General features: G+C 35.6%; 18 protein-coding genes and 1 pseudogene. 9 read left to right on the forward strand and 10 right to left on the reverse strand.

Annotation, left to right across the window (positions count from 1 at the left end):
• The first annotated feature begins 62 nt into the window (after nt 1-62).
• From OPR57_RS03355 to OPR57_RS03370, 4 genes are all read left to right on the forward strand, one after another.
• Entirely contained in the window at nt 63-194 is a 132-nt protein-coding gene (locus OPR57_RS03355; RefSeq protein WP_265037370.1) for a hypothetical protein, read from the forward strand.
• Nucleotides 195-227: 33 nt separating this feature from the next.
• Nucleotides 228-1,463, forward strand: a complete 1,236-nt coding sequence (locus tag OPR57_RS03360) for an IS4 family transposase (RefSeq protein WP_406831648.1) — start codon at nt 228-230, stop codon at nt 1,461-1,463.
• 196 nt (nt 1,464-1,659) lie between these two features.
• Nucleotides 1,660-4,992 (forward strand): isoleucine--tRNA ligase, encoded by a 3,333-nt coding sequence (locus OPR57_RS03365; RefSeq protein WP_265037372.1) that lies wholly within the window; start codon nt 1,660-1,662, stop codon nt 4,990-4,992.
• Between the two features lie 58 nt (nt 4,993-5,050).
• Nucleotides 5,051-7,798 (forward strand): hypothetical protein, encoded by a 2,748-nt coding sequence (locus tag OPR57_RS03370; RefSeq protein ID WP_265037373.1) that lies wholly within the window; start codon nt 5,051-5,053, stop codon nt 7,796-7,798.
• On the opposite strand, the gene pheT is transcribed toward OPR57_RS03370, so the two are convergent.
• Nucleotides 7,795-10,131, reverse strand: coding sequence for a phenylalanine--tRNA ligase subunit beta (gene pheT, locus OPR57_RS03375; RefSeq protein WP_265037374.1), 2,337 nt, complete (start codon nt 10,129-10,131; stop codon nt 7,795-7,797). The two genes, OPR57_RS03370 and pheT, sit on opposite strands and share 4 nt — an antisense overlap.
• Before the next feature lie 362 nt (nt 10,132-10,493).
• On the opposite strand from pheT, the gene OPR57_RS03380 reads away from it, so the two are divergent.
• Together OPR57_RS03380 and OPR57_RS03385 are read left to right on the forward strand one after the other, a co-directional pair.
• Nucleotides 10,494-10,646 carry a hypothetical protein gene (locus OPR57_RS03380; protein WP_265037375.1) on the forward strand — a complete coding sequence of 51 codons (153 nt, stop codon included), beginning with the start codon at nt 10,494-10,496 and terminating at the stop codon, nt 10,644-10,646.
• Between the two features lie 441 nt (nt 10,647-11,087).
• Nucleotides 11,088-12,410: pseudogene (locus OPR57_RS03385) on the forward strand (IS4 family transposase); the annotation flags it as partial.
• Nucleotides 12,411-12,486: 76 nt separating this feature from the next.
• Here the strand turns inward: OPR57_RS03385 and ccmA are convergent.
• A complete protein-coding gene (ccmA, locus tag OPR57_RS03390; protein ID WP_265037376.1) occupies nt 12,487-13,110 on the reverse strand; it encodes a heme ABC exporter ATP-binding protein CcmA in 624 nt (207 codons plus the stop codon).
• Between the two features lie 3 nt (nt 13,111-13,113).
• Entirely contained in the window at nt 13,114-13,545 is a 432-nt protein-coding gene (locus OPR57_RS03395; RefSeq protein ID WP_265037377.1) for a hypothetical protein, read from the reverse strand.
• Nucleotides 13,546-13,741: 196 nt separating this feature from the next.
• Here OPR57_RS03395 and aspS point away from each other — a divergent pair, with 196 nt between their 5' ends.
• Nucleotides 13,742-15,544, forward strand: coding sequence for an aspartate--tRNA ligase (aspS, locus tag OPR57_RS03400; protein ID WP_265037378.1), 1,803 nt, complete (start codon nt 13,742-13,744; stop codon nt 15,542-15,544).
• 35 nt (nt 15,545-15,579) lie between these two features.
• Nucleotides 15,580-16,842 (forward strand): MFS transporter, encoded by a 1,263-nt coding sequence (locus tag OPR57_RS03405; RefSeq protein ID WP_320157505.1) that lies wholly within the window; start codon nt 15,580-15,582, stop codon nt 16,840-16,842.
• 7 nt (nt 16,843-16,849) lie between these two features.
• Here the strand turns inward: OPR57_RS03405 and OPR57_RS03410 are convergent, their stop codons facing one another.
• Complete coding sequence (locus tag OPR57_RS03410) at nt 16,850-17,773, reverse strand: RluA family pseudouridine synthase (protein ID WP_265037379.1); 924 nt, start codon at nt 17,771-17,773, stop codon at nt 16,850-16,852.
• 223 nt (nt 17,774-17,996) lie between these two features.
• Here OPR57_RS03410 and OPR57_RS03415 point away from each other — a divergent pair, with 223 nt between their 5' ends.
• Nucleotides 17,997-19,292: a Na+/H+ antiporter NhaC family protein gene (locus tag OPR57_RS03415; RefSeq protein ID WP_265037380.1), complete on the forward strand. Its 1,296-nt coding sequence runs from the start codon at nt 17,997-17,999 to the stop codon at nt 19,290-19,292.
• Between the two features lie 556 nt (nt 19,293-19,848).
• Here the strand turns inward: OPR57_RS03415 and OPR57_RS03420 are convergent.
• The 6 genes from OPR57_RS03420 to OPR57_RS03445 all read right to left on the reverse strand — a co-directional run bounded on the left by OPR57_RS03420 (nt 19,849) and on the right by OPR57_RS03445 (nt 24,390).
• On the reverse strand, nt 19,849-20,028 hold the full coding sequence (locus OPR57_RS03420) for a WPE palindromic element domain-containing protein (protein WP_265037381.1): 180 nt from the start codon (nt 20,026-20,028) through the stop codon (nt 19,849-19,851).
• Nucleotides 20,029-20,087: 59 nt separating this feature from the next.
• Nucleotides 20,088-20,993, reverse strand: coding sequence for an ankyrin repeat domain-containing protein (locus OPR57_RS03425; protein WP_265037382.1), 906 nt, complete (start codon nt 20,991-20,993; stop codon nt 20,088-20,090).
• A 161-nt stretch (nt 20,994-21,154) separates the two neighbouring features.
• Entirely contained in the window at nt 21,155-21,454 is a 300-nt protein-coding gene (locus OPR57_RS03430; RefSeq protein WP_265037383.1) for a type II toxin-antitoxin system RelE family toxin, read from the reverse strand.
• Nucleotides 21,435-21,659: a hypothetical protein gene (locus OPR57_RS03435; protein WP_265037384.1), complete on the reverse strand. Its 225-nt coding sequence runs from the start codon at nt 21,657-21,659 to the stop codon at nt 21,435-21,437. Before OPR57_RS03435 ends, OPR57_RS03430 begins: the two co-directional genes overlap by 20 nt.
• A 94-nt stretch (nt 21,660-21,753) precedes the next feature.
• Nucleotides 21,754-23,460, reverse strand: a complete 1,707-nt coding sequence (argS, locus tag OPR57_RS03440) for an arginine--tRNA ligase (protein ID WP_265037385.1) — start codon at nt 23,458-23,460, stop codon at nt 21,754-21,756.
• Nucleotides 23,461-23,562: 102 nt separating this feature from the next.
• A complete protein-coding gene (locus OPR57_RS03445) occupies nt 23,563-24,390 on the reverse strand; it encodes a hypothetical protein (protein ID WP_265037386.1) in 828 nt (275 codons plus the stop codon).
• Between the last annotated feature and the right edge of the window lie 42 nt (nt 24,391-24,432).

The raw sequence follows: 24,432 nt of genomic DNA on the forward strand, positions 1-24,432 counted from the left end.
AATATTTCATAACTGGAAGCAAGAAATAGTTGAAAGTTTTTTATTGTACAATCAGGAGAAACATGCAAAACCAAAAGATTCCAATAGCAGTAATTGTAACGATGTTAATACAGACGGTAGCGGCGATCATACGCGTCAAGTTAAGGAAAAGTGTAAGTAAAATTGATAGAGTGAAGGAAAAGAATAAGGTATAAGTTCTCTTGGATATGTGAATGAGAGAACTTACAATGGACAGAATAGCTTGCTTATCAAAAGACCTCAATGAATTCTTTAATGAAAAAGCAGACGAAATATCAATTGCAGTAGGTTTTATAAAAAGAAAGAGAAAACTTAATGGCTCATCATTCATAAAAGCTATGGTTTTTGGTAACATAGGAGTTGGTGATTGCAGCATAGAAACAATGTGCCAATTGCTAAATGAAGACTCGATAGAAATTACAAAACAGGGTTTGGATTATATTAGCCTGCCCAGTAGCATGGAAGATATGTACAAAGGATATGGGAGTAGCTATAGAGATTGTGAGAGTAATACCAAATCAGGAATAAAGCTGCAGTTAGTCTTTGATTACCTGAACCAAGCGCTAGATAAGTTAAATTTAATAGAAGGAATAAGGTCGGATCAAGGTTATAGGGATTATCTGAACGGTTTATCAGCCAATGATTTGCTAATATTTGATTTGTGCTACTTTGTGCCTAGTTCTTTTAAACAGATTGATGAAGCAGGTGCATATTTTGTTAGTCGTTATAAGTCTGATACCAATATATATGATATAGAAACAAATCAAAAAATAGAGTTGTTGGAATGTTTAGAAGGTCAATCCCTTCTAGAGATGGAAGTGCTATTAGGAAAAGAAGTAAAAATTAAAGTGAGAATTATATGTCAAAAATTAACTGAAGAACAGTCTATAATTAGAAGAAGGGCTAATAAGTTAGCAAAATCACATGGATATACATCTTCTCAAAAGAATCAAAAATTGCTGGATTGGTCGATATTCATAACTAACGTTCCAGAGAGTAAAATCAGCGCTGAACAAGTATTAACAGTTTACAGGGTAAGATGGCAGATTGAATTATTATTTAAATTGTATAAGAGTCACATCAGGCTTGACGAACTTAAAGGAAAACCATACAGAGTATTATGTGAACTATACGCTAAATTGTGCGCAATTCTTATATTTCATGGAATAGTTGGTTGTATAAAACTGAAAGAGAATACAGAGCTGAGTTTAACAAAGGCATTCATTGAATTAAAAAGAAGGATTAGGGAGTTGTTTTTAGCGTTAAGCAGTAAAATTAATAATTTGAGAATTTTCCTGAAAAAACTTACCACAGACTGGTCACAATTTTCTGTGAAAGATAGATATAGAAAAACTAGAGTATCCACCTTAAGTTCATTGAATTTTCTTACCCTTTTCCTTAACTTGACGCGTATGGTCATAAGGGAACCAGTGTCAGCTACTTGAATGACACCATATGGGTGCAATCTTTCTACACTCCCTCTTTTGTCATCCCAGTGCCTTGACTACTTGGATTCAGAACATACTAAATTATAAAAATTTATCATTTAGTATGAAGAATACTATATAGGAGTAAATGTGTTTCTTTTTGAATTTGTAATTTTTCAGAAAGCCCTATATTCTTTAGTTTTACATAGCGAACATGAAGTCAAAGCATTATCCTGATACAGTAAGTAGTCCTGATTTTTCATCGTTAGAAAAGGAAATCATAAAATTTTGGCAGGAAAACAAAGTTTTTGAGCGGTCAGTTGAAGAACGTTCCAAGGATAATTGTTTTGTCTTTTACGATGGGCCTCCGTTTGCAAATGGACTTCCGCATTATGGACATTTACTCACTGGTTTCATCAAAGACGCATTTGCAAGATATCAAACTATGCTTCAAAAAAGTGTTGAACGTAGATTTGGCTGGGATTGCCATGGATTGCCGGCTGAGATGGGTGCAGAAAAGGAACTTGGAATATCTGGTAGAACTGAGATAGAGAAGTTTGGTATAGATAAATTTAACGATCATTGCCGTACTTCTGTGATGAAATTTTCATCAGAGTGGGAGAAGTATGTAAATAGGCAAGCAAGGTGGGTAGACTTTCACAATGACTATAAGACTATGGATAAATCATTCATGGAGTCGGTCATGTGGGCATTCAAGCAGCTTTATGATAAGGGTCTGGTGTATGAATCAGTGCGCGTTGTACCATATAGCTGGGCATGCGAAACTCCATTATCTAATTTCGAAACAAGGCTTGATAACGCGTATAGAGAAAAAGTTAGCAAAGCTGTAACTGCTGCATTTGAGCTTTTAGAAAACCCACAGCAGTTTAAAAGTGTTAAACAAAAATGTAAATTACTTGCTTGGACTACAACTCCTTGGACTCTTCCTAGCAATCTGGCATTGGCAATAGGAGAGGATATTGAGTATTGTGCAGTGTCAGTCCACCCTTTGATGTCATTCCAGCGCGTGACGCTGGAATCTATTTCTGGATCCCAGTGTCTGTGCACTGGGATGACAGGGAGTAGTGAAGGAAGTTCAATGAATGGTGAAATATACATTTTTGCTGAAAGCTACTTAGAGAAATTTATCAGCCACTCTGAACAAAACAATATTCCATATGAAAACTGCAATATAAAACTTGAAGCAAATGATCTTGCAGGCCTTTCTTACAAACCACTGTTTGACTATTTTAAAGACACAAAAAATGCATTTCGCGTTTTTATTGCTAATTATGTGACGGAAGAAGACGGTACTGGCGTTGTGCATACTGCTCCTGGATTTGGTGAGGAAGATTTTTACCTTTGCCAAAGCCATGATATTCCAGTTATTTGTCCAATTGATAACAGTGGAAAATTTACTGCTGAAGTTTCAGATTTGGCAGGGGTTCATGTTTTTGATACCAATGATACAGTAATAAAAAAATTAAAAGAGCAAGGGAATTGGTTTAAAACTGAGCAATATATTCACAATTATCCACACTGCTGGAGAACTGACACTCCTTTGATCTATCGCACTATGCCTTCTTGGTATGTTGCAGTTACAAAATTCAAAAGCAGAATGGTAGAGCTAAATAAGAGAGTTAATTGGATACCAAACCACATTAGAGATGGTCAATTTGGAAAATGGCTTGAAGGGGCACACGACTGGTCAATTTCACGCAATCGATTCTGGGGTACGCCAATCCCTGTATGGAAATCAGATGATGCGAGATATCCAAGAGTAGATGTATATGGTTCAATAGAAGAACTGGAGAGAGATTTTAATGTTAAAATAGACGACTTGCACAGACCATTTATCGATACTTTAACAAGACCAAATCCTGATGACCCAATAGGAAAATCAGTTATGCGCCGTGTACCTGACGTGTTTGACTGCTGGTTTGAATCTGGCTCGATGCCATTTGCGCAAATCCACTATCCGTTTGAAAATAAAGAGTGGTTTGAATCTGCGGATTTTATCACTGAATACATAGCGCAAACCAGGGGGTGGTTTTATACGCTCTTTGTATTGTCCACTGCTTTGTTTGATAGGGAACCATTTAAGAACTGCATATGCCACGGTGTTGTTTTGGATGTAAAAGGGCAAAAATTGTCCAAACGTTTGAATAACTATGCAGATCCAATGGAGGTTTTTGATAGATACGGTTCTGATGCACTGCGTTTTCTTATGCTTTCTGGATCTATTGTTTGTGGTGGTAATTTGCTACTCGATAAAGAAGGAAACTCAATACGAGATGTTCTGAAAAACGTAATAAAACCTATTTGGAACAGTTATCACTTTTTTACTATGTATGCAAATGCAGATGGAATTAAAGCTGAAGTTTGTAAGGATTATCAAAGTACTATTGATCGCTACATGATTTCCAAATGTTTTGAAGCTGTAGAAAGTATCCGAGCTTCTATGAACAGCTATAACTCCCAAGAGGCTTGCAAAATTTTAATGAACTTTTTTGAAGTGTTAAATAATTGGTATATTCGTCGCAGCCGCGAGCGTTTTTGGAAAAGTGATTTGGATCAGGATAAAACTGATGCTTATAATGTTCTATATACGGTTTTTTATTACATACTAAGAGCTGCAGCTCCTTTGTTGCCACTTATAATAGAGAATATATGGCAAGGGCTTAAGTATGAAGAAACATCTGTTCATTTGGCTGATTTCCCACAATTAGAGAAGTTTGATAGTCAGCTCATTGCCAAAATGGATCTAGTGAGAGAGATATGTAACTCTGCACTCTCTATCAGGAACACTTTTAATATACGTATCAGGCAGCCACTTAGTAGTATGACGATTTATCATCAGTCCTCCTGCGGTTTTCTTGAAGATGAATATCAAGAGATGATAAAAGATGAGGTAAATGTAAAAGAATTAGAAATAGTGGGTGAGTTGAAAGAAGTTGCATCACTAGAACTGAAACTAAATTTTCCTATGCTTGGAAAGAGAGTTCCGGAGAAGATTAAGACACTGGTTCAATATGTTAAACAAGGAAAGTGGAAACAAGTTGAATCCGGTGTCATCCAAGTAGCTGACACTGGGATCCAGACGCAGATTCCAGCGTCACGCGCTGGAATGACAGAAAGAGGTCTCATATTTTTGGGGGACGAGTCAGAAAATTACATCATAGAAAAAGGCGAATATGAACTATTATTAAAAGCAAACAGTGAATTTTCCTCCGTGTTTGATAACAACAAAGGGATTGTGATTCTGAACACCACTTTAAATGATGAATTGATTCTAGAAGGGCTTGCAAGAGATGTTGTGAGGCTCATTCAGGAAACCAGAAAGCAAGCTGATTTTCATATGTCCGATAGAATCAGAGTAATAATCAAAACAGAAGATGAGAAAATTAAGGAAGCAATAAATACGTGGATTGAATATATAAAAGAGCAGACCCTTGCCTTATCTTTGGACATTAATACAGAAATTGGAACTAACTTTTATTCTAAGGAATATCAGGATTTAAGTGTTGGTATTAGGTTAAATTATTAGTAGTTGAAAGTTGTCATTGTTTATGCTATACTTAGGTTACTTGAGGTAAGGTTATAATATGAATAAGGCTGTTGCAGATGATTATGAAAAAGTTGTTGATTTGAATAACAACAGTGATGATTTAGGGAAAGTAGTGTCTATTTCCAATGTTATTTCGGAAGAAGAAGAGGAATTTTTTGATGCTATGGAAGAACAGGGACCTGTTTCTAATGTAGAAGAAGGGAATAATTTAGGTCTTGCTACTTCAGAAGAGGAAGAAGAATTTTTTGATTCTGTGGAAGAACAAGAGCCGTTAGCTAATTTTAACGTTCCACTCAGTATATTTCATTATAAAGATTATAACTCTGATTTTTTTACTTCTTGGTATAACGTATCAAGTAGAATATTTAAAGAGATAAACCAAGCTTGCCCGGAAAAACAAGCGTTGAATTTAGCTCTATCAGTTTTAATGTTTCCTTATATAGTTTTTACTGCACTGGGATTAGTCATATACAATAAAATAAACAGCAAGACACAAGCTGATATAGGGCAAGATAAGACAAAAAAGAGTGAAACAAGTGTACCAGAAAGATTGGCATATGGTGTTCTTGCTGCAATAGTGATTCTTGTTAATATCGCTGTGCTTGCAGCATTACTTATTCCTGCAACACTCGCTTTGGCTACTTTTTATCTTTTAAATAAAAAATTATCTCATTCTTTGATTGCTGCTATTAAAATAAGTAATGGGTTATGTCAAAATGAACACCAAAATATTGAGGTATCTTTTCGTGAAATAGATGCTGGTAAGTCAGACATTATGTGGGATATGGAAGTGAAGTTTCCATCGCAATTTAAACAACTACTTAGAGATTTATACGAAGATCCAAAACACAATGCTGTACTAAAATTGTCAGCTAATATCCACTTAAAAAATGGTCTTAAGCCTTTACGTAATGAGATCAAGAATGTGCTTGCAACTTCTACTCGAGAGTTTGCGAAAACTATGGAAGAGCTGATGAAGCTAGAAAAGAAAGAGATTACATATGATAAACTGAAGGAATTGTTGAACGAGTTTAGAGTGAAAGTGGTGAGTAGTATAGGTCCTAAATTGACAACCCACTTAATATACAACGCCTATCAAGTTGCCTTTATACAAGCAATTAAATTTGCACAAAAAAGAGAAGAAGATTTTTCATTAGAAGATGCGCTAGAAGATATATTAGTGAAACAAGAGTTGGAGAGCCAAGGTAAGGAATTACCAAGTGAAAGAGAGATTATAATAGAAGATCTTGAAAAATTAAGAGCAAAAAGTACTAATTTGTCTTCTATGTTTAAGAAAGGCCAGATAAAAACGTTAAAAGATTTGAGTGATAATGAATTTCCCGTGCTTAAAGCAGTATGGGAACAGCTTAAAAAAGAAGGGAAGGTAGCTAAAAGGGAAATAATTGATATTTATAAGAATGTATATCCTAAAGAAACAAAGAAAGCTCTAGATAATGCTAAAGAAGAGATTAAGCATTTAAAAGAAGGAGGACAAAAAAGATATACTGGGATACATGACAAATTGAAAGAAGTACGTGAGGATATAGAAAAGAATAGCTTAACAGATGGTACTTTAAGAAGGAAATTAGAAGATCTTTTTAAATTCGAATATGATGATCAAGAGGTTGAGAGAAGGCTAATAGACTCGAAAATAAAGGCTATTCGAGTTCTACTGAGTAAATCAGATGATAGAGTAAAACAGTCCTTGACAAAAGAGTGCGATAAGCTGGAAGAAGTGAAAACGAAAATTCCAAGCGAAGTAAATGGCTTTACAGAAAAGATGTATTTGGAAACAACTAAACTTAAAATGCAAAGTTTATTTGACACACAAAAAGAAGGTATAAAAAGTTTATGTGATCTATTAAAGCTGTTAAAGCAAGATGAATCAGATCTAGTAAGAATGATTATTTCTTGTCAGGAAGAAATTAGGAAATATTTAACGCAACCTGCGGGATTGAAGGAAATAATAGAAAAGCAGAATAAGAATTTGGATGTTGAGAAAAATAGTAAAGAAAAGGAATCTTTAAGTATAGAGTTGATAGAGTTATGTTTGAAAAATAACCAAGAAATTCTGAAAGCATTAAAACAGTTAGAATTAGGCAAAAAAGAATTATTGATAAATGAAGAAACAAAAAATGATTATAAAGAAGAACTAACGTCTCGTGAAAAAATAAAATTTGCAGTAATAGAAGATGATTTACTGAAGGTATTCAAGCTTGAAACTTTTGATGAAAAAGAAATCAAGAAGTTATTAGAAAGAGCAGAACTGGAGTACTGTTTAGCAGAAAAACGCATCAAATATCCTGTAATTAAAACAAAAGATAATATCAAACATTTTAGTCAAAATTTATTGTCTCCTTTGATAGACAATTTGACAAAAAATATAATAAATAATATACCAGGAAATAGTGAAGGTTATATACAGAAAGTTAAGAACTGGGGTAAAATTGTGCTTGGTACAATAAGGATGGGAGCATCGAATGTTTACAAAGAGGCTACAGAAAGAAAAGCGTTAGAGGTGGCACACAACTCTTATAAGGAAGGAGAGACATTTCTTCAACATTTCGAATCAAGTTATGAGAAAGCTGGGGCTTTTTTAAGTGATTTATTTTCTGATGAAGGAGAAACATTTAAAGATGATGTATGGCCTAAAATAGAAGAGCATTTGCATGGAATGTGGGATAGATTTTTTAAGGATATTGAATTCAAGTTGGTTAAGAGTAGATTAGATGAGGCAAGCGTTAGGAATGCCAATAAACATACTGTAGATGAGAGAGCCATTTAGCTATACCTCAAAGTTCCTCCGGTATTTTCACATACTAAATTAACTATAGTACTTGATTCTTTTTGGATCTCTTTTTCAGTTAAAGTGTGGATTGGAGAGCAAAAAGTAACTGACAACGCTATAGACATCTTATTCGGTTCTATATTATTTCCATGGTATACGTCAAATACTAAAACTTCTGTGATGAACTCTGAGCTTTTTTTTACCACATTGATTATGTTACCTACTTTCACATCCTTATTTACAATAAATGCAAAATCACGTTTTACACTTTGGTATTTATAATCAATAAATTTCTTTCTACTTACAGGTAAATTTTTAATATTTTCTAGTATTACCTCAAAGCCTACAACTTTTTGCTTGATGTCAAAAAGATCTAATATATTAGGGTGCAACTCCCCAAAATAACCTGCTACTTTATTCTTAAAAGAGAGAGTGCCTGACTTTCCTGGGTGGTAATGTTCTTTTTCTGCTCTCTCTATCGTTAAATTATCACAATTGACGTTAAAAAACTTCAAAGCTGCTATGCAATCAGCCTTTGCGTCAAAAACATCTACTTTCCTATCAGTATTATAATAGTTTCTCGGCAAATTATTTCCTGTTCTTATTCCACTTAAAACATGTTTAGACTGAGCTTCACCATCGTAAATCGGCCCAATTTCGAAGATTGTAAGATCAGATATTCCATGGGCAATATTATCAGCAGTAACTTGCAACAAATTTGGCATAATACTTGGTCTCATTATATTAAAGTTATTGTTAAACGGATTATCGATGATAAATAACTTGTTCGAGTAACCAAATTTTTCAGCTGTTGATTCACTCATAAACGACCAGGTTAGCACTTCATGAAACCCTCTGTTTGTCATCAAAATACGCAAATTGTCGTATGTACTATCTACTTCTTCAACATTATTTGGTAGTGGTTCTTCTTTTATTTTGTCATAGCCGTATATCCTTGTTACTTCTTCAATTAGGTCAGCCGGTATTGTCACGTCCGGTCTCCAGCTTGGTACTTGTACATTCCAATTACCTTCGGTTTTTTTATCAATATTAAACCCTAGTTTCGTTAAGATATCAAGCACCTCATCAGGCGATACAGACACACTTCCAAACTTGTTCACATCCTGATAATCAAAGCTCACCTTGGTGTCAGCCCTATCTAAGCTGCCAGCAGACACTACGCTTGAAGCTTCTCCACCACATAAGTCCAGAATCATTTTAGCTGCAAGATTAAGTCCATCAAAAGTAAATCCAGGATCAACTGAACGTGCAAATCTGTAACTAGCGTCTGTGGAGATGCCGAGCTCCCTTGAGGATTTAGCAATAGAGATTGGATCAAACCAAGCAGACTCTAAAAAGATATCAGTAGTTTCAAAAGTACATTCACTGCACTTACTACCTATAATTCCAGCAACTCCATGAATATTTTTATCACCTGCAATAACGCTTATGTCTTTGTTTAATGAGTATTCTTTACCGTTCAAACCAGCAAATTTTTCTCCGTCGTTTGCTTTGCGTACTACAAGCTCTCCTTCTATTTTTTTTGCATCATACGCGTGAATTGGGCGGCTGAAAGATATCATAATATAGTTCGTGATATCAACTATTGCAGAAATGGAGCGCATTCCTATCGATTCCAGCCTATCTTTTAACCATTTTGGGCTTTCTTGATTTTTTACATTGGTAATGTATATTCCACTAATAAAACTTTCCCCGTCAGTAACTTCAACATCGATTGGTGAATTTATGGGGCTGGTAAGTTGTGGAATGCTTAAAGTCTTTAATGTCACAATTCCAGTTGCAGCAAGGTCGCGAGCTATTCCATAAATGCCTAAACAATCTCCACGGTTTGGAGTAACATTTATATCAATTACAGGGTCACAATTGAAAAATTTATCCCCTACTTTATAATCATCGGAAAGCTCGATTATTCCTTCACTTTCCTCTTGAACCAGCGCAAGTTCAGAAGCAGAGCAGAGCATCCCTTCACTTAGCACTCCTCGTATTTTTGTAGGCTTGATTGTGAAATCACTTTCTGGCAATGTGCTACCAAGAGATGCAAGCACAGTTTTCATACCTTCTCTAACATTGTTTGCTCCGCAAACTATTTGTAGAATTTTACTCCCATCATTTACTTTACATAATTTTAATTTATCGGCATTTGGATGAGGTACGACTTCTAATACCTCTGCAACGATAAACCCAGTTAATCTGGAATTATCGATTACATCTTCTACTTCTAACCCTATGTGAGTTAATTTATCGGTAATTTCTTCTAAGCTAGCATCGGTTTCTAAGTGTTCTAATAACCAAGATAATGTGAATTTCATGAACCTTTAAAGAAATAAAAGAGTTATTGTAATATAAAATGTAGTGCTTTTAAAGCTTGTTGTAGTGGAATAAAAGGTAACTTCTGTATCACAAGCACAACTATACGAATATTGTGATACAAGAAACCAAGAAAGATGTCATCCCAGTGCCCTGACTACTTGGATCCAGATTCACCTTATGATGGTGTCATTCCAGTGCCCAGAGACTGGAATCTAGCCTTTTCATAATCATCAAAATGTTGTATTTTAATATAAAACGGCTACTTTTATGCTTACCAACTTAATAAAATTCCTAGATCCCACTGTCACGCACTGGGATGACATGATGAGGCATCATCCAAGTAGCTGACACTAGTTCCTTTATGACGGCAGTACCTTCTCCTGTCATCCCAGTGCGTGACAGTGGGATCCAGGAAAGTTTGCTTGTAAGCAAGCAAACTAGCACAGAAAGTGGTTACAACATTTTCGATGAGATTATATGGAAAGCTGGATCCCAGTGTCAGCTACTTGGATGACAAAAAAGGAGCACTGGAATGACATCACAGGGGCACTGGAATGACACCTCTCTTGGGCTCTTTTAGTATAAATATTTAAGAAATTTACCAAATGAAAAAAAGGCAAAGAAAACCCGTGCTAGTTATTCACTCTCTATTTTAAAATTTGACGTTGGGTGATGTCTTGAACAGCGCGTTTCAGCTTATGTAGGTAAAAACCTAGAAATATTGTGAAGACATAAGGTGCACATAGTGCAAAAAATTAAAAATAAGACGCCAACTACGTTGTTTTCTTGCTGTTTAATCTGCACAGATGAAGATAACTGAATACCTTCAATACCATGATAAGGGGGCTGGCGAACCATACGCGTCAAGTTAAGGAAAAGTGTAAGTAAAATTGATAGAGTGAAGGAAAAGAATAAGGTATAAGTTCTCTTGGATATGTGAATGAGAGAACTTACAATGGACAGAATAGCTTGCTTATCAAAAGACCTCAATGAATTCTTTAATGAAAAAGCAGACGAAATATCAATTGCAGTAGGTTTTATAAAAAGAAAGAGAAAACTTAATGGCTCATCATTCATAAAAGCTATGGTTTTTGGTAACATAGGAGTTGGTGATTGCAGCATAGAAACAATGTGCCAATTGCTAAATGAAGACTCGATAGAAATTACAAAACAGGGTTTGGATTTTAGATTTACTGAAGAAGCAGTGGAATTTATGAAAAGAATGTATAATGAATCTTTAGTTTTATTTAAAAACAGCTTACAGGTTGATTGCAGAATTTTGAAGCAATTTAGAAGCATTAAGCTATTGGATAGTAGCTATATTAGCCTGCCTAGTAGCATGGAAGATATGTACAAAGGATATGGGAGTAGCTATAGAGATTGTGAGAGTAATACCAAATCAGGAATAAAGCTGCAGTTAGTCTTTGATTACCTGAACCAAGCGCTAGATAAGTTAAATTTAATAGAAGGAATAAGGTCGGATCAAGGTTATAGGGATTATCTGAACGGTTTATCAGCCAATGATTTGCTAATATTTGATTTGTGCTACTTTGTGCCTAGTTCTTTTAAACAGATTGATGAAGCAGGTGCATATTTTGTTAGTCGTTATAAGTCTGATACCAATATATATGATATAGAAACAAATCAAAAAATAGAGTTGTTGGAATGTTTAGAAGGTCAATCCCTTCTAGAGATGGAAGTGCTATTAGGAAAAGAAGTAAAAATTAAAGTGAGAATTATATGTCAAAAATTAACTGAAGAACAGTCTATAATTAGAAGAAGAAGGGCTAATAAGTTAGCAAAATCACATGGATATACATCTTCTCAAAAGAATCAAAAATTGCTGGATTGGTCGATATTCATAACTAACGTTCCAGAGAGTAAAATCAGCGCTGAACAAGTATTAACAGTTTACAGGGTAAGATGGCAGATTGAATTATTATTTAAATTGTATAAGAGTCACATCAGGCTTGACGAACTTAAAGGAAAACCATACAGAGTATTATGTGAACTATACGCTAAATTGTGCGCAATTCTTATATTTCATGGAATAGTTGGTTGTATAAAACTGAAAGAGAATACAGAGCTGAGTTTAACAAAGGCATTCATTGAATTAAAAAGAAGGATTAGGGAGTTGTTTTTAGCGTTAAGCAGTAAAATTAATAATTTGAGAATTTTCCTGAAAAAACTTACCACAGACTGGTCACAATTTTCTGTGAAAGACAGATATAGAAAAACTAGAGTATCCACCTTAAGTTCATTGAATTTTCTTACCCTTTTCCTTAACTTGACGCGTATGGCTGGCGAACGGTGTCAAGTAAGTTTTTTCGTTTCATCCGATGCGCTGCCAAAAACTATGCAAGAAGTCTATTGAAATCGCGTATATCAATCGTTGTAAAATCACACAATTGCTCTGTAGAGCTATGCCCTGTAATAATTACTATACCATTTTGCTCAGAGCGTATTGAGATTAGGTTCAGCACTAATTCACACGTTGCACTATCAAGATTACAAAATGGTTCATCTATCAGCCAAACGTTTGCATTAGAAATCAAGAGGCGAGCAAGCGCAACTCTCCTTTTCCAGCCTGCAGAAAGTTCGCCATATCTAATATTAAGTACAGGTTGCAACTGCAAGCAACAAACAGCTGCCACAATCAGTTCTCTAGTATTTCGTATTCCTGCCCAGAATTCTACGTTTTGAGCAACAGTTAAGCTATCTTTACAGGCATTCTTATGGCCTATATAGACCATGGAAGGTATATAGGATTTTGGATCATCATATATGTCTTTTCCGCAGTGCCTTATATTGCCTGATACCGGCGGTAAAAGTCCAGATAAACTTCTAATTAAGCTGGTTTTACCACTACCATTTGGACCAGTGATTAGAATTTTTGATTTTAGCTCAGCTTTAAAGCTAAGATGTTTAAATAATACTTTGTGATTACGAGCGCAGGATAAATTTTCACATTCAAGCATGGATTATCTGCCCTTTCCCTTATGTTTACCTTGAGTTGAAGCCTGAGCTTTTACAAACAGCTCCCAAAATCCTTTCTGGCCGCCTTCTCTATGTATCAATTGTGCAAAACGCTGCATTAAACCATTACCCATCATAACCATCTTTGTCCATTTACCTACCGGTTTTGCTATGTCAACTATTTCTGGATCTTCTTTATAAACTTGTACATCTTTTTGCTTCTCGCGTAGCGTTTCTTGTTGTTTCAGCAACTCTTTTTGCTTATTTTTTTGATATAATTCATTGAATTTTCTGTCTTCTTGCCACTCTTCTTTAAAAACTTTTCTAGGAAATATGATTTTTCTAATGCGATTTTTGTATATTTTTCTCAAAAAGAGAAATACTGCAGCTACAGCAAGTAATGTTACGCTATATATTATGATCTGTGCAAGTGGCATTTCCTGTATCTAATTCATTAAAAATACCCTTACTATTATACCATAATTATAGAAATTGTGCAATTTTTTTGCGGGTAACGACAGTATAAAAGCAACACTGCTCTATTTCGTAAATTGGACAAATATCTGACGAATGGGCTTGTATGTAATAAGCTTTATTTCTATACTTTTTAAAGAATTTAGAAGTGAAACAAATATGAACTGCTACAAGACTCACACGTGTGAAGAATTAAGGAAGAATGATGTAGAAAAGGAAGTTACCCTCTCTGGATGGTTATACCGTAAGCGCGACCATGGTAACCTAATTTTTGTTGATTTAAGAGACTTCTATGGAATCACTCAACTAGTATTTAATAATGATAAAGACTTTTTTGATGAGATATCAAATTTAAAATTGGAGAGTGTAATTACTGTTACAGGAATAGTTGAAGCTAGAACTGAAGATACGGTAAACACCTCTATCGCAACTGGGGAAATTGAGGTTGTAGTTAGCAATTTGCGCGTTGAGTCGGAAGTTGAGTTCCACCTTGATGAAGAAATAGCAAAAGAAGAACGAAGTATATTAGCGAGCATTGCTGGCGAACAAGAATATCCGGAAAATATGAGATTTAAATATCGTTTTCTTGATTTAAGGCGTGAAAAAGCCCGTAACAATATTATTCTGCGCTCACAAATTATTGCAGAACTCCGCAAGCTCATGATAGAGCAAGGGTTTTTGGAAATTCAGACTCCAATACTTACTGCTTCGTCCCCTGAAGGTGCACGTGATTATTTGGTGCCAAGCAGACTAAATCCTGGTAAATTCTATGCATTGCCGCAAGCTCCACAGATTTTTAAGCAATTGCTTATGGTTTCAGGGTTTGATAAATATTTTCAAATTGCACCGTGTTTTCGTGATGAAGACGCAAGGGCTGATCGTTCTCCGGGAGAGTTTTATCAGCTAGATCTTGAAATGTCTTTTGTGACTCAAGAAGACATCTTTCAGATTATTGAGTCTACCTTATATAAAGTGTTTGCTAAATTTTCTCGTAAGTCTGTTGATAAAGATTTTCCACGTATTACATATAAAGAGGCAATGCTCAAATATGGTTCTGATAAGCCAGATCTGCGTAATCCACTATTAATCAACGATGTTACAGAAATTTTCCGTGATTCAGGGTTCAATATTTTCAAAAGCAATATCGAGCGGGGTATGGTAGTGAGAGCGATTCCTGCACCTAAAACAGCAGAGGAACCACGCAGCTTTTTTGATAAAAAGATAGAACATGCGCAAAGAGAATTCGGTGCTAAGGGTCTTGGATATATAACGTTTGATAAAGATGGTACTGCGAAAGGCCCGATTGCTAAATTTCTCGATGACAATAGGCTAAACCACATAAGAGAAGTAACGAATGTAGGGCCTGGAGATAGTGTGTTTTTTGCTTCTGACAAAGAAAATGAGGCAGCAACAATTGCAGGGAAAGTGCGCACTCTTTTAGGGTCAGAACTCAGTCTTATAGATGACAATATCTTCAAGTTTTGTTGGATCATTGATTTTCCCTATTTTGTATATGACGATAAAAGTAAAAAAATCGATTTCTTTCATAACCCATTCTCCATGCCACATGGTGGTCTGAAAGATTTAGAGGAAAAGAATCCACTGAATATCCTTGCTTACCAGTATGATCTCGTTTGCAATGGAATAGAACTGTCAAGCGGGGCGATTCGTAATAACAAGCTGGATATCATGTATAAGGCCTTTGCCATTGCAGGTTATAGTCGGGGAGAAGTTGATACAAAATTAGGCGCACTTGTACGTGCATTCAGATTTGGTGTTCCTCCTCACGGCGGAATAGCACCAGGGATTGATAGAATGGTTATGCTACTTGCCGATGAACCAAACATTCGTGAAGTAATCTGTTTTCCTATGAACCAGCAAGGTGAAGATGTTCTAATGGGTGCTCCTTCTAAAGTAGAGGATAAGCATTTACGTGAATTATCCTTGAAGGTTATTCAATAAAAATTTTTATAGTGGGGTGTGGTAAACCGAAAGTCATGAACAATATTCAAAAAGCAATACTATCCAGTATAATCTGTAACATGATTGTGTGGTATGAATTGACTCTTTTTGGGGTATTAACACACACAATAAGTAACATTTTTTTTCCATCAGAAAGTGATTACTTAAGTACAATCAAATTTCTTGGTACTTTTGCAGTTGGCTTTGGATTTAGACCACTTGGTGCATTTATTTTTGGCTACATTGGAGATAAATACGGCAGAAGGAAAGTTTTGCTCACTTCCGTAATGTTAGTTTCGATATCATCTACTATCATTGGAATTATACCTGGCTATAAAGAAATTGGAATATTTTCTCCTATACTGCTTCTGCTTTGTAGAATAACACAAGGAATGGCAGCAGGTGGAGAAACGAGTATCAACTCGGCTTTTTTAATAGAGCATTCAAGCGATAAAAAAAATCTAGGCTTTCTAGGGAGTATGAAGCCTTTTAGCGGCGCGCTTGGTTCTCTTACATGCTTTGTAATGATAGCTATTTGTAAAAAACTCACAGGTGAAAATTATGAAATTTGGAGCTGGAGGCTGCCCTTCTATTTCTGCTTCATTATGGGCATAATAGGCTTTTTAACAAGATATATAATGGAAGAGAGCTTAGCATATAAAACACACGATAAAAATAAAAGCTTATCTCATTCTCCATTTTTAGAATTAATCAGGGACTATAAAAAAGTATTTGTGATAGCAATTGGGCTTGGTATAGGCCAAAATGCAATCGTTTATTCGGTAATAATGTTTTACAACATATCTGTAAAAGAACTTATCCTCTCAGGCATCAATATTAAAAATGTAGTAAGGATTATAGTTGAAATTACATTTGGAGCGTCTGCAGTGCTGTTTGCAATACTGTCTGATAAAGTTGGAAGAAAAAATGTAATGATTCCTACATTAGTAGCTCTAGCTTGCGCCGGTTTGCCGGCGCTTTCGCTATTATCATATGATAACCACTATATTGTAACGCTCACTTTTCTATTGATAAGCGTACCGATAGGTGCATCTTTTGGAATATACAATTCTCTTGTCTGCGAGTTATTTCCAACGAAAGTTAGGTGCACGGGCTTTAGCCTCGCACATAACATATCTGCAGGAATATTTGGTGGCCTTTCTCCATCCATATGCATGTGGCTTATAGAAAAAACCGAAACAAAACTTGCAGCAGGCATTTATCTTACTGCCTGCGCATTAATTAGCCTAATATCTGTGCTTCAAATTAAAGCCAAAGACAGAAAAGTTGATTGGTGAAATCGTTTCAGTCGAAAAATAGCGCTTCAATAGACTTTTCAATGTGCTTAGGGATAGGAGCGGTAATAGTAATTTCTTTATTATTTGGTAATTTTAAAGATAAAGAATGCGAATGAAGGTGAATTTTATTTGCTACCCCATCAATAAAAGCTTTTTTACCACCATATTTACCGTCACCAAGAATAGGGCAATTTATATGAGCTAAATGTGCACGTAACTGATGGGTTCTGCCGGTAATTGGTTGTAATTTTAGATAAGCGACATTGTGTTTGAATTTTGCTATAATTGAAAAATGCGTAGTGGCATTCTGAGGTGAATTTTCATCAACGACCACTTTTTCTTGACCTGAAACATATTTTTTCACCAATGGATAGTCTATTGTTCCACTATCCTTGCTCGGTACGCCAGAAGTTAATGCTAAATAAGTTTTTTTTACTCTTCGTCCTTTAAATTCTTCCATAAGGTATCTGGCAACATTAGCGTTGCGTGCGAATATTATCACTCCACTCGTATCCCTATCTAGCCTATGGACAATTTTAAATGTTTCTCCCTCTCTTATTTGGTCAAGCAAATCACTAATACTAATCTTTACTTTTACGCCACCTTGAACGATGACCCCTGCGGGTTTGTTTATAGCTAGTATATATTCGTCTTCATATAATATATTCTCTCTTAGTAGATTCACTGACTTTTCATTATATTTGCGATCAGAATTAGCGTTCTCAATATAATTCAAGTGCTTCAGCGTTATAGTTTGCCCAGAATTTACTCTATCACTGGACTTTGCTTTGCAATCATCAACTTTGATTAGCCCTTTCCTTAAAGATTTTTCAATTACAGATTGCTTTAAATCAGGAAAGATTCTTCTGATGTACCTATCCAGCCTAACGTTATCGTCTTCTACTGATATGGTTTTTATACTTTGTAGCATTCCATTATTTATAATGAATATCTAGTGAAATGTCAATTATTGGTGTCATTCCAGCGCTTGACACTGGAATCCTATTGTCAAGCAATAGGCTGCATGTGCTATTTATTTAGTAGATTAAATATGAAGTTTAAAACTCTGCTATTAACTTCCTGTAGAACTAGTGAAAACCAAACTTGCTTAAAACCACTTAATTAGTTATAGTTATAAGTTTAGGCACAGTAAAATGACAGCTTTTGTCCCCTTGATTATTTTTTTAATCTTGTATCTTGGAAGTGGTGCTTATTTTTCTTTTATCGGAACTGATAATCCACTTCATCAGGTTTCACCAGTAATCTGCTTATTACCAGCACTATTTTTTGCTGTCTCACGTGGTACAAATAAAATTCAGCATAACATCGATACTGTTATCGAGGGCATGGGTGACAAAAATACCCTTACTATGTGTTTAATTTTTTTATTTTCTGGAGCATTTTCTGCAGTTACTCAATCAATTGGTAGCGCAGACACTGTCGCTAATTTAATTCTTAATTTCCTTCCAGCACGATTACTACTGCCTGGAGTATTTTTGGCTTCTGCTTTTATTTCAACTGCAATTGGCACATCTATGGGAGTTGTTGCGCTGATGGTACCTATAGCTGTTAATCTGGCAAAAAGTGGAGCTTTTGGTCTTGAAATAGGAACTGCAACTGTAGTAGGTGGTGCTGTATTTGGCGATAACCTTTCGATGATATCTGATACCACCATTGCATCTGTTTCTTCACAGGGAGCTTCAGCAAAAGATAAACTTAAAATAAACTCTAAGGTTGCATTTACTGCAGGTATTATAACACTCACCTATCTGGCAGTGATTTCAAGTAGTACAAAAATTATTTCTATATCAAATTTAGATTATTATTCTATAATAAAAATTATTCCTTACATTTCTTTAATAATCATGGGGCTGCTTGAAGTCACCACTTTAGTAACAATAACTGTAAACATAATTATTGCTGGTGTGCTAGGAATAACTTTTTTTGACTATGCTATCATTCAATTTCCTCATGACGTGTATGACGGTTTCAAAAAAGTAAACGAAATAGTGATATTTGCTCTATTTATCGGTGGGTTGAGCCATATAATGTATAAACAAGGTCAAAAAGCGTTGCATAAACTCATCGATGAAAGCAATATCACAAAAACTAAAGCTGAATTTGTGATAGCAGGAATAGCGTCTATGTTTACTATCTTGGTTGCCAATAATACCATTGCTATTTTACTAAGTGGTGGCATTGCAAAAAGGCTTGCACAAAAACACAGTATTGCGCCACATCGCAGTGCATACTTATTAGATGTTTTTGCTTGTGCTACAAAAGGTATCTTACCTTATGGTTCCCAACTATTGCTAGCAGGGAGCATAGCTTTTGTATCACCTATTTCTTTATTAACACAGGTATATTACTGCTTTATTCTAGCGGCAGTTACAATAGGCGAAATAATCATCAACAGCAGAAAAGAGAAACATTGTGCGGCTGCAACTTAGAGTTTCTCTTTTTTTACCCATAAGGAACGGAATTACTTGACACCCTTCGCCAACCCCCTTATCATGAAATTGAAGCTATTTATTTATCTTCGCAATCTGCAGATTAAAACGACAAAGGGAACTTTGTATTTGGCGTAAATCATGCTTAATTTTTTGCACTATGTGCACCTCATGTCTTTATAAAACTTCTGGGTTTCTACCTATAAAAGCCGAAACGCGCTTATAAAGCGTTTAAGACATCAAAAGACGTCAAATAGAACAAGGGAGAATTTGAATACTAGCTACCCTAGGTTTTCTTTGCCTTTTTTTTCTGCCTAGTAAATTTCTTAAACATTTATAGCTAAGGTTAGTTGCATTTAAAAACAGCTAAATTGCAGTGTTTAAGACTTAAAAAACGCCAATACTGAAAATAGACAATGACCAGGCCTTCTTTTGCCTTTTTTTTATTTGGTAAATTTCTTAAATATTTATAGCTAAACGACAATCGTCATCCCGCTGCTTGTTAGCGGGATCTAGAGATACCGCGAATGAATCGCGGTATGACGTAGGACTGCTGTCATTCCAGTGCTCCTTTTTTTGTCATCCGAGTAGCTGACACTGGGATCCAGCCTTTATTATGCAGCCACTTGGTTGAAATTAAGTCTTCTGGATCCAAGTAGTCAGGGCACTGGGATGACACCATCATAGAGGAACCAGTGTCAGCTACTTGGATGACAGCTAGCCTGACAATCGTCATCCCGCTACGTGTTAGCGGCTAAGAGATACCGCGGTGGTATGACGTAGAGCTTGCGTTAGCTATACTTTTATACTCACCAAATCAGTTTGCTTGTAAGCAAGCAAACTTTTCTGGATCCGAGTGTCTGGGCACTGGGATGACACCCTTTTGGATGGAGACCATTGTTGGCTCCTTACTTCCCATTTATTTACCAAGCCTTGTTCTTCTTCCACTTCATCCATTTCAGTACTAGGCTTTGACATCATATATGTGATACCACCAACTGCTAGTGCTGCTATTGCGACTGTGGCTACCGCTATCACTATAGGTATTAACCCAATTGCAATTGTTCCGGTTGCAAAAAGTGCTACTGCTGCAGTGCCTAATAATCCGGTTGCACTACCGGCGTAAATACCTTTTTGGGTTGCTGATGTAGATTCTTTCAGAAGCTTTTTTATTCTATCATCTATAGCTAAGTCTTTTGGAGTCTTGCAATCTTTATTCTTTAATAAAAAATTTGCACCCTTATCTAATAGAGCCTTTACTAAATTTACATTGCCATCCTTAACAGCTATATGCAAAGGAGTATCTCCCAATTTATTCACTGCATTAACCTTTGCACCCTTGTCTAATAGAGCATTTATTACATCTATCTCGCCAATAGCCACATGCAAAGGAGTATTTTTATGATTTTGGCTCACTGCATTAACATCTGCACCTTGTTTTATTAGAGCTTTGATTATCTTGATACGTCCTGTGTGAGCAGCTAAATGTAATAACGTGTGTTTATCTTCTTCGTTACCTTGACAAAGAATAGATTGAAATAAGAAGTCCACATGAAAATTGGCTGCTTGCCACTCCTCATAGTCACTTTGGCGTGATTTAAACTGCCCTTTTATTCTTTCAATTATGTTATTTCCATTTAAATCTGTCTGTTCCGCAACTTCAGTGAATACAGTTGAATACTCCCTAAAACTGATTGTCATAACTTTACCCTACTTTGAATAATATTTTGATCATTACATATTGTAACAAAAAAAATCAACTCATTTCTTCCAAAGGCTCTATATTGAAGATAGAAAGTCCAGAAGCGATCTAAGGCTTGCACGAGTTGCAGCGGTAAGGTTTAAGTTGTCTTCTTATATTTTTAATTGTGTAATCTCCTGTGTTTGTAAATGTTTTTTCTATGCCCCACTGCAGTAATAAGTACTTTGCGCTCTGAATGATTTATGCTGTAAATTATACGGTAGTTGCTAACCCTTATCCTATATTGCCCTCTAAAGCTATGACATAAAGGCTTTCCTAGATTAAAAGGATCAACTGTAAGGGGTTTCTTTATGGCCTCCTGAACCATTAATTTAATCTTTGCCGGAAGAGCTGGAATTTCTTTTTCAATAACATTTTTTAAGAATTTTATAGTGTAAGTTTTATTTCCAGATGTTTTCATCATCCTCTACTTCTTCTTCACCTTCAGAGAGGCGATCGTCAGCTATTTTGGATAGCTCTACATCTTCTTCGAACTCTTCTTCCACTAAATCTACTAAAACTTCAGGAATAGTTTTATTTTGAGTCTCTGCCATTTCTGTAAGATACTGAGCCAATTTATTGTCAAAACTTACATTAACATTGAGCTTTTTTTGACTGTGAGCCATATATTAACCAGAAAATACTACTATAAACTATAACATTTTTACTTAATTTTGTCAACTTCTCTATTCGTTGAAAAAACAATCTTGCATAAAAAAATCAACTCATCTCTTCTAAAGGCTCTATATTGAAGATAGAAAGTCCAGAAGCGATGACGTGCGCTAAGGCTTGTACGAGAAACATTCTTGCAGCGGTGAGGTTTAAGTTATCTTCCAGTATGAAACGCATGTTTAAATCACTCTTGCCATACCCCCATAAAACGTGAAACGCTTCTGCAACTTCAAGTAAGTAGAAAGTAATTCTGTGTGGCTCACAAAGCCTTGCTGCAATTTCTACCACATCTGGCCACTTTGCTAAGGTTTTTATGAGGAAGAGCTCTCCACCTGTCTTTAAAAGTGAAGGATCTGCTGTTGGGAGCTCTTTTGGAGCATTACGCATTAACGAATGAGCACGAGCATGCGCATATTGCACGTAAAAAATAGGGTTGTCTTTTGACTGTTCTTTAACTTTAGCAAAATCAAAGTCCAAGACCATATCATTCTTGCGTGTTAGCATTATAAAACGAGTGATGTCCCTGCCAACTTCTTCCACTACATCTCTTGCTGTGAGAAAATTTCCTGATCTTTTGGACATCTTAACAGGTTTGCCGTTCTCGAAAAAATTCACAATATTATGCAGTTTTACCTCTATTTTTGCTTGATCATCACTGAGCGCAGAGACGACTGCTTTTAGCCTTTTGACATAACCGCCGTGGTCACTACCAAGCTCTACGATCATATTGTTAAAACCACGTGATATCTTGTCAAAATGATAAGCAATATCCGAGGCAAAATAAGTCCAACTGCCGTCCTCTTTCTTCAATGCACGGTCAACGTCATCACCAAATTTTGTAGAGCGAAATAGCATCTCTTTTCTGGAAGTCCAATTTTCGCTTTCTTTGCCTTTTGGTTTCTCCAGGTACCCTTCATACACTAGACCCTTGTCAGACAATATCTTTATACTCTCTTCGATTTTGCCACTTTTTTGTAGCTCATACTCTGAAGTAAAAACATCATGACTTACCCCAAGTAAGTTCATGTCTTCCTTTATGAGTTCTAAGATAGAACTTAAAGTATAGTCTCTAATTATCTGATTATCTTGCTTTTTTAGAAGCTCCTTGCCGTATTTTTTGGCCAGCTCCTCCCCTATTGGTTTTAAATATTCACCTGGGTATAAACCTTTTTCGATGCTGATTTTTTCTCCCAGAGCTTCCTTATACCGCAAATATACCGACTTTATTAGTGTATCTATCTGTGCTCCAGCATCATTAATATAGTACTCCTTAGTAACTTTATAACCAACTTTTTTCAATAAATTTGCCAGAACGTCACCAAATACTGCCCCTCTTGCATGACCAATATGCAGTGGACCGGTTGGATTTGCGGATACAAACTCAACATTGATCGCCTGATTGTTTCCAATATCTAGGGTGCCAAACTCTGTTTTTAGCTCATTTATTTGTTTTAAGATCCCATGCCATACTTCTATTTTTAAGTGCATGTTGATGAAACCAGGGCCTGCTATTTCCACTTTTGCAACTTCATCAAAAGGTTTAAATTCTCTTGCTAAGATCCCTGCAATCTCAACTAGATTCCTTTTTTCATGCTTTGCAAGCACCATGGCAACGTTTGTGTAAATATCTCCATGCGCTCTATTGCTTGGAGGCTCTACGATAAAGTTTGTTGCATTCGTGCTTATAACACCCCTTTGCTTTAACTCATTTAATTTGTTGGAAATTAGAGAGGAAACCTGCTTGAAAATGTTCATTAACTAAAAAGCTATAAAATCTGTAGCAGTATAGTGGATAAATGGGGGAAGTTGAAGGGTTATCTTAACTATTTTACCTTCCTAGATCAGGAAAGTTATAGTTTATATCAAGTCGTTGCCGTAACCATGGTAAGAGAAAGCCATACTTTCACTGTGATCATCATTACCATCATCAGAATCTTGGATAGCATCAGGCTCTTTAGCATCATCAGGTTCTTTAACATCATCGGGCTCTTTAACATCATCAGGATCTTTAACATCATCAGGATCTTGGATAGGATCAGGATCTTTAACATCATCAGGATCTTGGATAGCATCAGGCTCTTTAACATCATCAGGCTCTTTAACATCATCCAGCTCTTTAACATCATCAGGTTCTTTAACATCATCGGGCTCTTTCTTTTTCTTCAGTTCATTCTTAATATTTTCTTTCAGTTCATTCATAGTCTTATCATCAATCTCACACTTAAGACCTTTCTTTAGTTCATTCTTAATATTTTCTTTCAGTTCATTCTGAGTCTTATCATCAATTTCACACTTAAGACCTTTCTTCAATTCATTCTTAATATTTTCTTTCAGTTCATTTTTAGTCTTATCATCAATTTCACACTTAAGACCTTTCTTCAATTCATTCTTAATATTTTCTTTCAGTTCATTTTTAGTCTTATCATCAATCTCACATTTAAGACCTTTCTTCAGTTCATTCTTAATATTTTTTTTCAGTTCATTCATAGTCTTATCATCAATCTTACACTTAAGATCTTTACTACATTTATTATGAATTAACTTACTCTTGTTAACTTTACAATCATCCAGCTTTGTGAACAAATTAACTCTCACCATGTCACTGACAGAACATGTATCAGGTGGCAATGGACATGCACGATTTGTATTTTTTTGATTTGGACAAGAATAGGTGCTTTTTAACATAAAATAACTCCATCAGTAAATAAATTTATTAGAAAATTAACC

It is taken from the genome of Wolbachia endosymbiont (group A) of Anomoia purmunda (assembly GCF_947251545.1).
Classification (GTDB): domain Bacteria; phylum Pseudomonadota; class Alphaproteobacteria; order Rickettsiales; family Anaplasmataceae; genus Wolbachia.